At 60.1% G+C, this 14,724-nt stretch carries 15 protein-coding genes; 11 read left to right on the top strand and 4 right to left on the bottom strand.

The window, feature by feature from the left end; genetic code table 11:
- The first annotated feature begins 12 nt into the window (after positions 1-12).
- From rfaD to cysM, 3 genes are all read left to right on the top strand, one after another.
- Complete coding sequence (gene rfaD / locus ACSOSP_RS08185) at positions 13-1,005, top strand: ADP-glyceromanno-heptose 6-epimerase (protein ID WP_455310520.1); 993 nt, start codon at positions 13-15, stop codon at positions 1,003-1,005.
- A gap of 75 nt (positions 1,006-1,080) precedes the next feature.
- Positions 1,081-1,416, top strand: a complete 336-nt coding sequence (locus tag ACSOSP_RS08180) for a ComEA family DNA-binding protein (protein WP_455310519.1) — start codon at positions 1,081-1,083, stop codon at positions 1,414-1,416.
- A 180-nt stretch (positions 1,417-1,596) separates the two neighbouring features.
- Complete coding sequence (gene cysM, locus ACSOSP_RS08175) at positions 1,597-2,499, top strand: cysteine synthase CysM (protein ID WP_455310517.1); 903 nt, start codon at positions 1,597-1,599, stop codon at positions 2,497-2,499.
- An 86-nt stretch (positions 2,500-2,585) separates the two neighbouring features.
- Here the strand turns inward: cysM and mltB are convergent, their stop codons facing one another.
- The gene (gene mltB, locus ACSOSP_RS08170) at positions 2,586-3,758 is read right to left on the bottom strand and encodes a lytic murein transglycosylase B (protein WP_455310515.1); all 1,173 of its coding nucleotides are present in this window, start codon (positions 3,756-3,758) and stop codon (positions 2,586-2,588) included.
- A 309-nt stretch (positions 3,759-4,067) separates the two neighbouring features.
- Between mltB and ACSOSP_RS08165 the strand changes: the two genes are divergently transcribed.
- Positions 4,068-4,991: a histone deacetylase family protein gene (locus tag ACSOSP_RS08165; RefSeq protein ID WP_455310514.1), complete on the top strand. Its 924-nt coding sequence runs from the start codon at positions 4,068-4,070 to the stop codon at positions 4,989-4,991.
- Between the two features lie 9 nt (positions 4,992-5,000).
- Here the strand turns inward: ACSOSP_RS08165 and ACSOSP_RS08160 are convergent, their stop codons facing one another.
- A complete protein-coding gene (locus ACSOSP_RS08160; RefSeq protein WP_455310513.1) occupies positions 5,001-5,906 on the bottom strand; it encodes an alpha/beta hydrolase in 906 nt (301 codons plus the stop codon).
- Between the two features lie 263 nt (positions 5,907-6,169).
- Here ACSOSP_RS08160 and ACSOSP_RS08155 point away from each other — a divergent pair, with 263 nt between their 5' ends.
- The 5 genes from ACSOSP_RS08155 (at position 6,170) to ACSOSP_RS08135 (ending at position 10,628) form a co-directional block, all read left to right on the top strand.
- Positions 6,170-6,919 carry an electron transfer flavoprotein subunit beta/FixA family protein gene (locus ACSOSP_RS08155; protein WP_455310511.1) on the top strand — a complete coding sequence of 250 codons (750 nt, stop codon included), beginning with the start codon at positions 6,170-6,172 and terminating at the stop codon, positions 6,917-6,919.
- Between the two features lie 13 nt (positions 6,920-6,932).
- On the top strand, positions 6,933-7,868 hold the full coding sequence (locus ACSOSP_RS08150) for an electron transfer flavoprotein subunit alpha/FixB family protein (protein WP_455310510.1): 936 nt from the start codon (positions 6,933-6,935) through the stop codon (positions 7,866-7,868).
- 83 nt (positions 7,869-7,951) lie between these two features.
- A complete protein-coding gene (locus ACSOSP_RS08145; protein ID WP_455310508.1) occupies positions 7,952-9,742 on the top strand; it encodes an acyl-CoA dehydrogenase in 1,791 nt (596 codons plus the stop codon).
- Positions 9,743-10,046: 304 nt separating this feature from the next.
- Complete coding sequence (locus ACSOSP_RS08140) at positions 10,047-10,316, top strand: ribbon-helix-helix domain-containing protein (protein WP_455310507.1); 270 nt, start codon at positions 10,047-10,049, stop codon at positions 10,314-10,316.
- Between the two features lie 6 nt (positions 10,317-10,322).
- Positions 10,323-10,628, top strand: a complete 306-nt coding sequence (locus ACSOSP_RS08135) for a type II toxin-antitoxin system RelE/ParE family toxin (RefSeq protein ID WP_455310506.1) — start codon at positions 10,323-10,325, stop codon at positions 10,626-10,628.
- A 226-nt stretch (positions 10,629-10,854) separates the two neighbouring features.
- Here ACSOSP_RS08135 and ACSOSP_RS08130 read toward each other — a convergent pair whose 3' ends face one another.
- Complete coding sequence (locus ACSOSP_RS08130; protein WP_455310504.1) at positions 10,855-12,147, bottom strand: D-amino acid dehydrogenase; 1,293 nt, start codon at positions 12,145-12,147, stop codon at positions 10,855-10,857.
- 150 nt (positions 12,148-12,297) lie between these two features.
- Here ACSOSP_RS08130 and ACSOSP_RS08125 point away from each other — a divergent pair, with 150 nt between their 5' ends.
- Together ACSOSP_RS08125 and ACSOSP_RS08120 are read left to right on the top strand one after the other, a co-directional pair.
- A complete protein-coding gene (locus tag ACSOSP_RS08125; RefSeq protein ID WP_089163339.1) occupies positions 12,298-12,786 on the top strand; it encodes an Lrp/AsnC ligand binding domain-containing protein in 489 nt (162 codons plus the stop codon).
- Between the two features lie 68 nt (positions 12,787-12,854).
- Positions 12,855-14,000, top strand: coding sequence for a PA0069 family radical SAM protein (locus ACSOSP_RS08120; RefSeq protein WP_455310503.1), 1,146 nt, complete (start codon positions 12,855-12,857; stop codon positions 13,998-14,000).
- A gap of 83 nt (positions 14,001-14,083) precedes the next feature.
- Here ACSOSP_RS08120 and ACSOSP_RS08115 read toward each other — a convergent pair whose 3' ends face one another.
- Positions 14,084-14,578, bottom strand: coding sequence for an NINE protein (locus ACSOSP_RS08115; RefSeq protein WP_455310502.1), 495 nt, complete (start codon positions 14,576-14,578; stop codon positions 14,084-14,086).
- Positions 14,579-14,724: the final 146 nt, after the last annotated feature.

The following is a 14,724-nucleotide window of genomic DNA, read 5'->3' as shown; positions in this document are numbered from 1 at the left end:
GCTAAAACCATCATGACAATCATCGTTACCGGCGCGGCCGGGTTTATCGGCAGCAACATCGTCAAGGCGCTCAACGAGCGTGGCGAGCAACGTGTGATCGCCGTCGACAACCTCACGCGCGCCGACAAATTCAAGAACCTGGTCGATTGCGAAGTCGACGATTTCCTCGATAAGACCGAGTTCGTCGCGCGCTTCAAACGCGGCGATTTCGGCAAGGTCCGGGCGATTTTCCACGAAGGCGCGTGCTCGGACACGATGGAAACCGACGGCCGCTACATGATGGAGAACAACTTCCGCTATAGCCGCGACGTGCTGGATACATGCCTCGAGCAGGGCGTGCAATTCCTGTATGCATCGTCGGCGGCGGTGTATGGCGGATCGAGCGAATTCGTCGAGCGTCGCGACGTCGAGAAGCCGTTGAACGTGTATGGCTATTCGAAATTTCTCTTCGATCAGATCGTGCGCCAGATCTTGCCGAAAGCGCGCACCCAGATTGCCGGTTTCCGCTATTTCAACGTGTACGGGCAGCGCGAGAATCACAAGGGACGCATGGCGTCCGTTGCGTTCCACAACTTCAACCAGTTCCGCGCCGAGGGCAAGGTCAAGCTGTTTGGCGAATACAACGGATATGGCGCGGGCGAGCAGACGCGCGATTTCGTGTCGGTGGAAGACGTGACGAAGGTCAATCTGCACTTCTTCGATCATCCGGAAACATCGGGTATTTTCAACCTTGGCACAGGGCGCGCACAGCCGTTCAATGACATTGCGTCGACGGTGGTGAACTCGCTGCGGGCCATTGACGGCGAAGCGCCGTTGTCGCTGGCGGAGCTGGTGCAGAGTGGGTTGATTGAGTACATTCCGTTCCCCGACGCATTGCGCGGCAAGTACCAATGCTTCACGCAGGCAAACCAGTCGAAGCTGCGCGAGGCCGGGTACGACGCGCCCTTCCTGACGGTTCAGGAAGGGGTCGATCGCTACGTGCGTTGGCTATTCGGTCAGCTTTAAAAGGGTTCGTTATCTTCATACACTGGGTCTCCCGGTCAGCAATCTTCGCGGACCGGTTTTTCAAGGGAGACTCACATGATCAAGAAGCTTCTCGCGGCGTTCACGCTCGCTGTGTCGATTGGTTCGGCGTTTGCTGCCGTGGATATCAACAGCGCCAATTCCGATGCGTTACGTGGCATCAAGGGCATTGGACCCGCCAAGGCGAAAGCCATTCTCGATGAACGCGAAGCACATGGTCCGTTTAAAGACGCGGCCGAGTTGAGCAAACGCGTCAAGGGCATGGGCGGCAAGACGGTCGAGCGCTTGCAGGCCGAAGGGCTGACCATTGGACCGGGCGGAAAGCCTGCGGCGGTTGCAGGTGCCGGCGCCGGCGCCAAGCCGGCTGCCGGTGCAGTCGTCGTCAAGAAGTAAGGCGGTATGGCGCATCGGTCGCCGCGCCGGTCGACTTGATGCGCCTTCGTTCGCTGACCAGCCTTCAGCCTTCCAAAGCGCCGGCGCTTCATCCCCTCTGTCCAATAGGGACGCCCGGCACCCGGAAACCCGCTGGGCTACAATCAACAGCTTATCGACCGCAGCAACCCCACGACCGCTATGGCTTACAAGACTATCGAAGACACCATTGGCAATACGCCGCTGGTGCAACTGGTCCGCATCCCGGACGATGAAATCCGCAGCCGCAACAACGTGATCCTCGGCAAGCTCGAGGGCAACAACCCTGCGGGTTCCGTGAAAGACCGTCCGGCACTGTCGATGATCAAGAAGGCGGAAGAGCGCGGGCGCATCAAGCCCGGCGACACGCTGATCGAATCGACAAGCGGCAATACCGGTATCGCACTTGCCATGGCTGCAGCCATTCGCGGCTACAAGATGGTGCTCCTCATGCCGGAGGACCTGTCGATCGAACGCCGCCAAAGCATGGCGGCCTACGGCGCGCAAATCGTGCTCACGCCGGTCACCGGCGGCATGGAATACGCCCGCGATCTCGCCGAGCAAATGCAGCGCGATGGCAAGGGCATCATCCTCGATCAGTTCGCGAACCCGGATAACCCGCTCGCCCACTACGAGACCACCGGCCCGGAACTCTGGCGCGACACCGAAGGCCGCATCACGCATTTCGTGTCCGCCATGGGCACGACCGGCACCATCATGGGCGTGTCGCAATACCTGAAAGAAAAGAACGAGAACATCGAGATCATCGGGGCGCAGCCGGAAGAAGGCTCGCGTATCCCCGGCATCCGCAAGTGGCCCGAAGCCTATCTGCCGAAAATCTTCGATCGCAGCCGCGTGGACCGCACGGAAAGCGTCAGCCAGGCCGCATCCGAAGCAATGGCGCGGAGGTTGGCATCGGTGGAAGGCATTTTTTGCGGAATTTCCGCGGCGGGCGCATGCGAAGTGGCGTTGCGCGTGGCCCGTCAGGTCGAGAATGCGACCATCGTGTTCGTCGTCTGCGATCGCGGGGACCGATATTTGTCGACGGGTGTGTTCCCGGCCTGAGACGTAACTTCAAGTCACAGCAAAAAAGCCCGGTATCTACCGGGCTTCTTGCATTATGCGCGAGTCAAAAGCGCCCGACGGCTACGTCATTGCGATGCTGAAACGCCGGCATTTCCCGCAGCCATCTGCGCTTTCACCGCTTCGCCAAGCTGATATACAGCGAGCGCGTAGAAGAAGCTGCGGTTGTAGCGCGTAAGCACGTAGAAGTTCTTCAAGCCAAGCGTGTATTCGGTCGCGCGGCCCGGCGTTGGCAAGTCGACGACGGTCACCGGCGTACCCGCTTGCGCTTCGGTGTTGAGCCCCGGCTCGCTCATCAGCATGCCGGCTTTCGTGAGCTGCGCGAGCGACCAGTGCGGCTCGGGTTGACCATCGGCTGCGGCTTGCGCAATGCCCTGGCTGCCGGTGTCGCCGGCAATCTTCCAGACCACCGGCCGACCTGATTCCCAGCCGTGCTGCTTCAGATAGTTCGCGACACTGCCGATGGCATCGGCGGGACTGGTCCGCAAATCGATGTGCCCGTTGCCGTCGAAATCCACCGCGTACTGCACGATGCTGCTCGGCAGGAATTGCGGAATGCCGATGGCGCCCGTGTACGAACCGAGCACGGTGGTTGGATCGATCTGCTGGTCGTGCGTCCAGACCAGCAGATCCTCGAGATTCTTGCGGAACGTCGCCTGGCGTTCGGCGCGGTTCGGCGTGTCGGGGTAATCGAAGGTCAGCGTGGTCAGTGCATCGAGCGCGCGGAAGTTGCCCATGTACTTGCCGTAGATGGTTTCCACACCAATGATCCCGACAATCGCTTCAGGCGGCACGCCGTACTGATCCGACGCGCGCTGCAAAGCAGCCTGGTTTGCGCGCCAGAATTTCACGCCGGCGGCAATACGCACCGGCTCCACGAAACGCGCCTGATACGCGCGCCAGTTCTTCGTGGCGGGCGTCGGCGAGGGCAGGACCAGTTTCACGGCCGTCGCCGAATAACTCACGCGATTGAACAGGTCGTGCAAGGCGGCGGAATCGAAGTCATAACGCGCAACGAGGTCGTTGATGAACGCGTCCACATTCGGATTGTTCGCGTAACGCTGCGGAATGATCTCCTCTTCGAACATCTGCCCTTGCGCGGGTACGGATTGAGGCTGGGATTGCGCAACTGCCTGGCCGATACTGAGTGTGCCGAATGCGCAAACAAGGGTGGCGACTGAGGCACGGCGCGCGGTTCGCGTCGAAAGAGGCAAGACGGTCGAAGCAAACTTGAAGTTCATAGTGTGCGTAATTGTGGCGATGTAACGCGAGGCGCGCTGGAAAAACGCGCAGGGCATACGAGAGTCGGATCAGTATAACCGACGCGTTTTCGCGGCTATCCTGAAAGCCGCTGCGAGTGGGCCTGGGCGCTGCAAAAGCAGTTGCCGGCCGGTCGCGCCATTTCCAATGTGGTAACTTAACAAGAACCCGCGCGGCGCGGCGTTCGGCCGCTAACTGGCGAGCGGCAGTTGGGGCGGCCACCGCGACCGACAAAAACATTTGAACGACACGAGACACGCGGCACGGCTCGCCCGGCTGCGAAACCCATCATGGCTACCGGCTTTTATACCCACTCAGATTGCCTTCTTCACGACATGGGGCCGTGGCATCCCGAGTGCCCCGCGCGCCTTCACGCGATCGAGGATCAGTTGATCGCCAGCCGTATCGACACCCTGATCGGGCGTGAAGAAGCGCCGCTCGCAAGCGAAGAAGACTTGGCGCGGGTTCATACCCAGGCGCATATCGATTTCGTCAAGGAGAGCGCGCCGTCAGTCGGCCTCGCGGAAATCGACCCGGATACGATGATGTCGCCGGGTTCCTATCACGCGGCTTTGCGTGCAGCGGGCGCGGCGGTCGCCGCCACCGACGCCGTTATCGCAGGCACCTACGACAACGCGTTTTGCAGCGTACGGCCGCCCGGGCATCACGCGGAACCGGCGCGCGCGATGGGCTTCTGCTTCTTCAACAACATCGCGATCGCGGCGCGTCACGCGCTTGAAGTGCACGGGCTCGAGCGCGTGGCTATCATCGATTTCGACGTGCATCACGGCAACGGCACGGAGGCCGCGTTCTCGGGCGATCCGCGCGTGCTGATGTGCAGCTTTTTCCAGCACCCGTTCTATCCCTACAGCGGCGCGGACAATCACGCATCGAACATGGTCAATCTGCCGATGCCCGCGCGTACGAAAGGCATGGCTGTGCGCGAGGCCGTCGACATGATGTGGCTGCCGAGACTCGATGAATTCAAGCCGCAGATGATCTTCGTCTCCGCAGGTTTCGACGCGCATCGCGAAGACGATCTCGGCAACATGGGTCTTGTCGAGGAAGATTACGCGTGGCTGACCGAGCAGATCCGCGCGGTGGCCAAGCGGCATGCGCAGGGCCGGATAGTCAGCAGTCTGGAGGGTGGCTACAACCTGTCGGCGCTTGGGCGCAGCGTGGTCGCGCATGTGCGTGCGCTGGCCGATATCTAAGTCGTTGCCTCAGGACAAGCCTGAATCCCCACGCCCAAGTTCGGCACGCACGAGCGTCCAGTCGATCAGCGCCTTGATCACGCGATCGCGGTCGAGATCGTTGAGCGTCTCGTGATAACTGCCTTCCAGGATCAGCAGGGTGGTATCCGTAGAACCCGTGCTGGCTTCGAATTCGCGACTGCCGTCGGGATTGGTGAGCGCGTCCTGCGTGCCGTGAAACACGAACAACGGCAGGTTGATGGACGCGCGTTTTGCCTCGATGCGACGCATGGCGGCCACGATCTGCGACGCGGTCCTGGCCGGTATCGCTCGATGATGCACCAGCGGATCCCGCCGGTTCGCCTCGACCACGCCGTGTGCGCGGGACAACGTGGCCGGATCGATAGTCAGGGCGGGAAAGCGTGGCATCACGCGGCTGATCAGGCCGCCCAGCTTGAGCTTCCAGCGCGGCGCGTCGGCGGGGGTTTTAAGCGCGGCGCTCGACAGGATCAGTCCGGCCAGCTTCCGGCCGCTTCCCGGCAGGCGCTCGGCTGCGTAAAGCGCTGCGATGGCGCCGCCCATGCTATGTCCCATCAGGAACAGCGGGATCTCGAGCGGCGCCGTCGTGTCCGCAACATCAAGCAGGGCGTCGGTATCGACCAGGTAGTCGTCGAAAGAGTCGATCCACACGCGCTCGCCCGGCGACTTGCCGTGGCCACGCAGATCCACAGCCATCAATTCGATGCCCGCCGCATTCAGGCGCAGCGCGAAGGCGTCGTAGCGGCGCGCATGTTCGGCCAGCCCGTGCACGAGCGCGATTCGCGCCAGCGGTTTGGGGAATGTGGCGGCGGCTTGCCATCGATGAAGGTGAAGGCCGATGCCATCGGCGGTGACAATGCTGCTGGTCGAATACGTGCTGTGCGGGGTTTTTTGCATGGCCTGCGGCGAAATCGGAATTCCGCAGATGATAGTCCCGATGCAATGATGGAAAGCTCGCAAATGTATCGTTTAGAGCGCATCGCCGATTGCATCCATGCCATTCCATGTATAAAATAGAACGATCGTGCTGTAAAAATTAGGCGTCTACTGATTGTGCAAAGCCTGACGGACTCCTGCCGAGTCGCCGTTAGCATTCGGCGGCGGGAGTCACTCGTTATAATGGGCTTGGGATGATGTATTCGTAACTTAGGAGCGTGTGCATGAAAATCTTGGTGCCAGTCAAACGCGTGGTCGACTACAACGTGAAAGTCCGGGTAAAGACGGATGGCAGTGGAGTGGACATCGCGAACGTGAAGATGTCGATGAATCCGTTCGATGAAATCGCCGTGGAAGAAGCCGTGCGCCTGCGTGAAGCGGGCGTGGCGACGGAAGTGATCGCGGTGTCGTGCGGCGTGACGCAATGTCAGGAAACGCTGCGCACGGCGCTGGCGATCGGTGCGGATCGCGCGATCCTGGTCGAATCGACTGAGGAATTGCAGCCGTTGGCGGTCGCGAAGATCCTGAAGGCGCTGATCGATAAAGAACAGCCGCAACTCATCATCCTCGGCAAGCAAGCGATTGACGACGACTCGAATCAAACGGGTCAGATGCTTGCCGCATTGGCTGGTTTGCCGCAAGCGACGTTCGCCTCGAAGGTGACGGTCGCCGACGGCAAAGCCACGGTCGCGCGGGAAGTCGATGGCGGGTCGGAAACGCTGTCGCTGACGCTGCCCGCCGTGGTTACCACGGACTTGCGCCTGAACGAGCCGCGTTACGTGACGCTGCCGAACATCATGAAGGCGAAGAAAAAGCCGATGGAAACGCTCAAGCCCGCAGACCTGGGTGTCGACGTTACGCCGCGCCTGAAGACGCTCAAGGTTGCCGAACCGCCGCAGCGCTCCGCAGGCGTGAAGGTGCCGGACGTGAAGACGCTGGTCGAGAAGTTGAAGACCGAAGCCAAGGTTCTGTGAGGGAGTTTCCAAAGTGACCATTCTTGTAATTGCAGAACACGACAACGCGTCGATCAAATCGGCGACGTTGAACACTATCGCGGCAGCGCAAAAGATCGGTGGCGATATCCACGTGCTGATCGCCGGTTCGAACGCGCAAGCAGCGGCCGATGCAGCAGCGAAGATTGTGGGCGTAGCGAAAGTGCTGCTCGCCGATGCCCCGCAACTCGCCGATGGCCTGGCTGAGAACATCGACGGAACCGTGGTCCAGATCGCGAAGAACTACTCGCATATCCTGGCTCCGGCGACCCCGTACGGTAAGAACATCGCGCCGCGTATTGCGGCGCATCTGGATGTGGCGCAGATCAGCGACATCACGGCTGTAGATTCGCCTGATACCTTCGAGCGTCCGATCTACGCGGGCAACGCAATCGCCACCGTTCAATCAAGCGATGTGATCAAGGTCATCACGGTTCGCACCACGGGTTTCGATCCGGTGGCGGCAGAAGGTGGCAGTGCATCGGTGGAGAAGATCGAGGCATCGGCCGACGCGGGTATCTCCAAGTTCGTGAGCCGCGAGTTGACGAAGCTGGACCGGCCGGAACTGACGTCGGCGAAGATCATTGTGTCGGGTGGACGGGGTTTGGGCAGCGGCGAGAACTACACGAAAGTGCTCGAACCGCTGGCCGATAAACTCGGTGCGGCGCTGGGCGCGTCGCGTGCAGCGGTCGATGCGGGGTTCGTTCCGAACGACTATCAGGTTGGCCAAACCGGCAAGATCGTGGCGCCTAACTTGTACGTCGCAGTCGGCATCTCCGGCGCGATCCAGCACTTGGCCGGGATGAAAGACAGCAAGGTGATCGTCGCGATCAACAAGGACGCCGAAGCGCCGATCTTCAGCGTGGCCGACTACGGCCTCGTGGGCGACTTGTTCACGGTCGTACCGGAGCTCGTGAAAGAACTAGGCTGATCGTTCTTAGCGCCATCGGCCGGAAAAAAGCAAAGGGGCGACATACGTGCGCCCCTTTTCACATCTGTTGGGGGAGACAAGACATGAGCTATAGCGCACCCGTCAAGGACATGCTGTTCGTGATGAAGGAACTAGCCGACATAGAATCCATCGCGGCGTTGCCGGGTTTCGAGGATGCCGGCCTCGACATCGCGCAGGCCGTACTCGAAGAGGCCGCGCGCTTTAACAACGAAGTCGTCGCGCCGTTGAACTTCGAAGGCGACAAGAACCCGAGCTTCTGGAAGAACGGCGAAGTCACGACCACGCCCGGTTTCAAGGAAGCATTCCGCCAGTTCGGCGAGGGCGGCTGGCAAGGCGTACTGCATCCGGTCGAGTACGAAGGCCAGGGCTTGCCCAAGCTGATCGCGACCCCCTGCATCGAAATGTTGAACGCGGCGAACCTGTCGTTTGCGCTGTGTCCGCTGCTCACCGATGGTGCTATCGAAGCACTGCTTACTGCGGGGACCGAGGAGCAGAAACAGCTCTATGTGCCCAAGCTGATTTCGGGTGAATGGACCGGCACGATGAACCTCACCGAGCCGCAAGCCGGTTCGGATCTCGCGCTGGTGCGCACACGCGCCGAGCCGCAAGGCGACGGCACGTTCAAGATCTTCGGCACGAAGATCTTCATCACCTACGGCGAGCACGACATGGCGAAGAACATCGTCCATCTCGTGCTGGCGCGTACGCCCAACGCGCCCGAAGGCGTGAAGGGCATCTCGCTCTTCCTGGTGCCCAAATTTCTCACCGGTACGGACGGCACGCTCGGCGCTCGCAACGACGTGCATTGCGTATCGATCGAACACAAGCTTGGGATCAAGGCGAGTCCGACCGCCGTGCTGCAATTCGGCGATCATGGCGGCGCTATCGGCGAGTTGATCGGTGAAGAAAACCGCGGGCTGGAGTACATGTTCATCATGATGAACGCGGCGCGTTTTGCGGTCGGTTTGCAAGGCGTGGGTGTAGCGGAGCGGGCGTATCAGAAGGCCGTCGCGTTCGCGAAAGATCGGGTGCAAAGCCGGCCTGTCGATGGCTCCGCCAAACAGCCGGTGTCGATCATTCACCACCCCGACGTGCGCCGCATGCTCTCCACCATGCGTGCGCTGACCGAAGCCTCACGCGCGCTGGCTTACGTCGCGGCGGCGCATTGCGACCTTGCGCATCATCATCCCGATGAAGCCGCGCGAGCCAGTCATCAGGCGATCTACGAGTTCCTTGTGCCGATCGTTAAGGGCTGGAGCACGGAGCTTTCCATCGATGTCGCGAGCCTTGGCGTGCAGGTTCACGGCGGCATGGGTTTCATCGAGGAAACGGGCGCGGCGCAGTATTACCGCGATGCGCGCATTCTCACCATCTATGAAGGCACAACCGCGATCCAGGCTAACGACCTGATTGGCCGCAAGACCGTGCGTGACGGCGGCGCGACAGCGCAGGCGATTTTCGCGCAAATGGATCAGACGATTGCGCTGTTGGCCGATCGCGAGGGGCAGGCGTTCACGTCGATGCATCGGCATTTGAGCGCGGGTAGCCTGTCGCTGGCGCGCGTGGTCGAGTTCATGGTCGCGAAGGTGAAAAGCGATCCGAACGCGGTCTTTGCCGGCAGCGTGCCGTATCTGAAGCTGGCCGGAATCGTGTTCGGTGGATGGCAAATGGCGCGGGCGCTTTTGGTGGCGTCGGACAAGCGTGGCGAGGACGAAGCGTTTTATGGCGCCAAGATCGCGACGGCCCAGTTTTTCGCGGAGCATGTTTTGTCGCAAGCGCCGGGCATCGAAGCGTCGGTAGTCAGCGGCAACGGGAAGGAAGGGTATCTCGCGCTGAGCGAGGATCAGTTTTGATTGGCTGAGGTTAAGCCGGGTCTGGCAAAAAATGCCACCCCGGCTTTTGTCTGGGTGGGTTTCAACAAAAAGGAAAACCTGCAGCTAAACGCAAAAATCCGCAGCCTTTTTCGCGATGTGGGTTTAGTCCGAACGAGTGCTTCCACTGAGGTGGGCGAGCCGCCCTTTCGGGACTTTGGGGACCTGGAGACGACGGGTACTCTTCCCACGCTCCCGCGTTGGGGTACTAGCATTCGGTCGGAACGGCAACGACACTCGAAGTGGTGTAGGATTAAATCCTATTCGATTCGTCGGAGTAACCAACATGCGTTCCACCCAACAATTCAGCATCACCTTGCCGAACGAACTGGCTGAACTGGTCCGCGCCAAAGTTGAGAGCGGCGAGTACGCCACTGATAGCGAAGTTATCCGCGATGGGTTGCGTACCTTGGCTGCCCGCGACCGCGTAGTGGAGTCTTGGCTACGTGACCAAGTCGGTCCGGCATATGACGCGCTCAAGGCAGATCCTTCGCGCGCGTTGACGGTGGACCAGGTGAGGGCGGCTCTGGTCGCCAAACGAAAAGCACGGGCCTAAAGCCGGATGAAGTCATTCGGTGTCAAGTTCGCCCCGGAGGCTTTGGAGCAACTCGACAGCCTTGAGCAATACATCGCAGAAGCTGCTTCTTCGACTGTGGCGGCCGGTTATATCGATGCCATTGTGTCTTATTGCGAAAGCTTGCAGAGCTTCCCGAATCGCGGGACTCAGCGCGACGATATACGGCCCGGCTTGCGCATTACGAACTATCGTGGCCGTACGGTAATTGCCTTCGCCGTGGAAGCGGATCAGCCGACCATTCTTGGTGTGTTTTATGGCGGCCAGGACTACGAAGCTGCTTTGACAGGTTAGGCAACCTAAGAAGAGACCGAGCAGAACGTTCATGCTTTTGGAGCGTAAATTCATCAAACGGCCAGGCAAGGGCGCCGACTGTTTCGTGCTCTCTTTGCCGGTGCCATCAAAGAAAACACCCCAAAGGTTGGACTGGTATCCAACTTTTGGGGTGCAGATCTCCCAGCTTTTGCGGACACGGCATATCCCTGAAGCCCGCTCTCAACGCTACGTCTGAAAATCCAACTCACGCACCTGCATACGACGGTCGCGTGCCCGTACGCGTTTCGCCGAAATACCGATGCACCGACAAATCGTCGGACTGGATCGCCGGTTGCTTGCCCGAGATCAAGTCGGCCAGCAACTGTCCCGAGCCGCACGACATGGTCCAACCCAGCGTGCCATGCCCCGTGTTGAGGAACAAATTCGGCAGCGGCGTACGGCCAACGATCGGCGTGCCGTCCGGCGTCATCGGGCGCAAGCCAGTCCAGAACGATGCCTTCGCGGTATCCCCGCCACCGGGGAACAGGTCGTTCACGCACATTTCCAGCGTTTCACGACGCGCCTGCTTCAGCGATTTATCGAAGCCGACAATCTCGGCCATTCCGCCGACACGAATCCGGTCATCGAAACGGGTGATCGCGATCTTGTACGTCTCGTCGAGCACGGTGGAAACCGGCGCGGCGCTCTCGTTCGCGATGGGCGCCGTGATCGAATAACCCTTCAGCGGATACACGGGGATATCGACAAGACTGCCCAGCAGTTTCGTGGAGTAGGAACCGAGTGCGACAACATACGAATCACCGCGAATGGTCTCACCACCGCATTGCACGCCAGCGATGCGGCCGCCGCTTACCGCGAGCGCATCGATTGGCGTGTTGTAGCGAAATTTCACGCCTAGCTGTTCGGCCATCGCGGCGAGGCGAGTGGTGAATTTCTGGCAATCGCCGGTTTCGTCGTTCGGCAGGCGCAAGCCGCCAGTCAGCTTGTGCGACACGGCGGCAAGCGCCGGTTCCGCGTTGTGCAACTCAGCCGGCGTGAGCAATTCGAACGGCACGTTCGCATCACGCAATACGGCGATGTCCTTGGCGGCGCCATCGAGTTGTTGCTGGGTCCGGAAAACCTGCAGCGTGCCGCCGGTGCGGCCTTCATAGTTAATGCCGGTGTCCGCACGCAACGCCTGCAAGCAATCGCGGCTGTATTCGGCCAGGCGCACCATGCGACCCTTGTTGACCGAGTAGCGCGCTTGCGTGCAGTTCTGCAGCATCTGCCACATCCACTTCAATTGAAACGACGTTCCGTCCAGGCGGATAGCGAGAGGCGCGTGCTTCTCGAACATCCATTTCATTGCTTTCAGCGGCACGCCGGGCGCGGCCCACGGCGATGCGTAACCGGGCGAAATTTGCCCCGCGTTCGCGAAACTCGTTTCGAGCGCCGGTCCCGCCTCACGATCGATCACGGTCACTTCGTGCCCCGCGCGCGCCAGATAGTAGGCGCTCGTGACACCGACAACACCGCTTCCCAGAATTACGACTCGCATGCCTTGCTCCGTGCAAAGTGTGTCCGCCGGTCATTCGCTTCGTTTTGCCTGAAGCCAATGTGAGTAGCGGGTTACATAGTGGTATCGACTATAGTATTGACACTGAGGCAGTTTTTGTTATTGTATTTATTCACTTTTCAGTGGAAAAAAATGAGAACACAACGAAATTCAGTACGAGAACTCGACAAGATCGATCGCCGGATTTTGAAGATCCTGCAACAGGACGGACGCATGGCGATGAAAGACCTGGCCGAGCAGGTCGGGCTTTCGGTGACGCCGTGCATCGAACGCGTGAAACGCATGGAGCGCGATCAGGTGATCGCGGGGTATTACGCGCGGGTAAATCCGCATCAGTTGGGCGCGTCGCTGCTGGTGTTCGTCGAGATCACCCTCGACCACAAAAGCGGCAACATGTTCGAGCAGTTCCGGCGCGAAGTGCAGCGCATTCCCGAGGTGCTGGAATGCCATCTCGTTTCCGGCGATTTCGACTACCTGATCAAGGCGCGCATCGGTGAAATGGCCGATTACCGCAAGCTGCTCGGCGACATCCTGCTGCAACTGCCGGGCGCCGTGCAGTCGAAAAGTTATGTGGTCATGGAGGAGATCAAGGAAACGCTGACCATCGCTGTCGACGCCTGAAATGAGCTTGCGATCTGGGAAATTTACTGTATATTTATACAGTGTTTTGTTGATTCTGATCCCCGTCCATGGCTTCGCACGACCACGAATATCCTGTTGCTCCTCCCGCGCCGCGCAAGGGCCGAGGGGCGGTCACGAACCTTCAGGGGCGCTACGAGAAGGACGAGCGCGAGCGCGTAGATGACGGCTGGACGCATGTCAGCGAGGAGGGCGAAACCGAGGAAGCGCCGGTTCTGCGCACGCAAGTATTCGAGGAACGCGCGAAGACCATCCTGACGCGCAATTCGTCACCGGACATTCCGTTCAGTGTGTCGCTGAACCCGTACCGCGGTTGCGAGCATGGTTGTATATATTGCTTCGCGCGGCCTACGCATAGCTATTTGGGCTTGTCGCCAGGGCTGGATTTCGAAAGCCGGATCTACGCCAAGATCAATGCGGGTGAATTGCTCGAGCGGGAATTGGGCAAACCGTCTTATCAGCCGGAGCCGATCGCGCTGGGGGTGAATACGGACGCGTATCAGCCGGTCGAGCGGGATTTGCGGATCACGCGGCGGGTGACCGAGATCCTGAGCGAACGAGGGCATCCGTTCGCGGCAATCACGAAGTCGTCGCTGATCGAGCGGGATATCGACCTGCTCGCACCCATGGCGCAGAAGGGCCAGTTCATGGCTGCCGTCACCATCACCACGCTCGATGCGAATATTGCCCGCACGCTCGAACCGCGTGCCGCCACGCCATCAAGACGGTTGCGCACTATCCGGACGTTGGCCGATGCGGGCATTCCGGTAGGCGTCAGTGTCGCGCCCATTGTTCCGTTCGTCACGGAACCAGACATGGAAAAGGTGCTGGAGGCCTGCGCGGAAGCGGGTGCGACAAGTGCGAGCTTCATCGTTTTGCGCTTGCCGTGGGAGGTGGCGCCGCTGTTCAAGGACTGGCTTGCGGCGCATTTCCCGGATCGGGCGGAGCGAGTGATGGGGCGTGTACGCGACATGCGCGGCGGCAAGGACTACGACTCGGATTTCTCGAAGCGGATGAAAGGCGAAGGCTTATGGGCAGACATGCTCAAGCAGCGCTTTCATAACGCCACGAAGCGGCTTGGCCTGAATCAACGGCGGTACGGAATTCTGGATATGTCGGAATTTCAACGGGTTGAGAAGGCGATAGCTCGAAATCCACGTGCAGTCGCGGACAGTGCGCAGATGAAGTTGTTTTGAAGCCTGGCGTAGCGACTGCCGGGCAGTGGCGCTACGCCCCCTGATTCTCGTTGCGGAACTCATCGCGGAACTCATTGCGGCACTTACTGCGACAATTCCTTAGCTGCTTGAACCTGGTTTTCGAAGTAGGTCTGGAAGGTGACGGCAAGACCTGCCATGAGCAGGAACGCGCCGAACAGCAAGGAAAAGATCACGACGAAAATGACTGCCCAGCCGGATTCACTATGCTGGCCGGTTTGTGGATTGAACTGGGCGTCCCATTTTTCGTCAGGACGCAGGCCATAGACGATCGCCGACAAGAACGCCGCCAGCAGTGAAATGGCGCCGGGTAATACCAGGATCCAGCCGGGAATCGAAGCCCGCTCCGTTGCCGCAAGCAGCAGATAGCCGGTCACGCCCAACAGGCTGCCCACAATGTGCGCCCAGCCGAATTTGTCGCGCAAACCGTACAGATAAAAGCGATGCGCACCAATGCTGCCGAAGAAGAAGGCGAGTGCGGCGGTCAGCGTTTTCGAACGGAAACGCCCGTTTGACGTCGGTTTCGATGCGTGGGAGGCAGTGGACGGCGAGTTGTTCATCGGGAACGAAAAGGAAAATGCAGTGGGTAATGGAAGTGGAAGCGGAAGCGGATTGGCATAAACGACAACACTTTCGCGCCGACGCGGCATTCTACGCCCGCGGGGGCGGGCGTTCACGTGGCTAAACGGCTCAGCGAGCAATGACA

The organism is Caballeronia sp. KNU42 (assembly GCF_053760385.1).
This window is presented reverse-complemented; position numbering and strand designations above follow the sequence as displayed.

What these genes read in the sequence shown, in the direction of transcription:
- ACSOSP_RS08180 (WP_455310519.1), top strand. Translation starts at nt 1,081, where the DNA reads ATGATCAAGAAGCTTCTCGCGGCGTTCACGCTCGCTGTGTCGATTGGT.
- cysM (WP_455310517.1), top strand. Translation starts at nt 1,597, where the DNA reads ATGGCTTACAAGACTATCGAAGACACCATTGGCAATACGCCGCTGGTG.
- ACSOSP_RS08155 (WP_455310511.1), top strand. Translation starts at nt 6,170, where the DNA reads ATGAAAATCTTGGTGCCAGTCAAACGCGTGGTCGACTACAACGTGAAA.
- ACSOSP_RS08135 (WP_455310506.1), top strand. Translation starts at nt 10,323, where the DNA reads ATGAAGTCATTCGGTGTCAAGTTCGCCCCGGAGGCTTTGGAGCAACTC.
- rfaD (WP_455310520.1), top strand. Translation starts at nt 13, where the DNA reads ATGACAATCATCGTTACCGGCGCGGCCGGGTTTATCGGCAGCAACATC.
- ACSOSP_RS08125 (WP_089163339.1), top strand. Translation starts at nt 12,298, where the DNA reads ATGAGAACACAACGAAATTCAGTACGAGAACTCGACAAGATCGATCGC.
- ACSOSP_RS08120 (WP_455310503.1), top strand. Translation starts at nt 12,855, where the DNA reads ATGGCTTCGCACGACCACGAATATCCTGTTGCTCCTCCCGCGCCGCGC.
- ACSOSP_RS08130 (WP_455310504.1), bottom strand. Translation starts at nt 12,147, where the DNA reads ATGCGAGTCGTAATTCTGGGAAGCGGTGTTGTCGGTGTCACGAGCGCC.
- mltB (WP_455310515.1), bottom strand. Translation starts at nt 3,758, where the DNA reads ATGAACTTCAAGTTTGCTTCGACCGTCTTGCCTCTTTCGACGCGAACC.
- ACSOSP_RS08115 (WP_455310502.1), bottom strand. Translation starts at nt 14,578, where the DNA reads ATGAACAACTCGCCGTCCACTGCCTCCCACGCATCGAAACCGACGTCA.
- ACSOSP_RS08145 (WP_455310508.1), top strand. Translation starts at nt 7,952, where the DNA reads ATGAGCTATAGCGCACCCGTCAAGGACATGCTGTTCGTGATGAAGGAA.
- ACSOSP_RS08140 (WP_455310507.1), top strand. Translation starts at nt 10,047, where the DNA reads ATGCGTTCCACCCAACAATTCAGCATCACCTTGCCGAACGAACTGGCT.
- ACSOSP_RS08160 (WP_455310513.1), bottom strand. Translation starts at nt 5,906, where the DNA reads ATGCAAAAAACCCCGCACAGCACGTATTCGACCAGCAGCATTGTCACC.
- ACSOSP_RS08165 (WP_455310514.1), top strand. Translation starts at nt 4,068, where the DNA reads ATGGCTACCGGCTTTTATACCCACTCAGATTGCCTTCTTCACGACATG.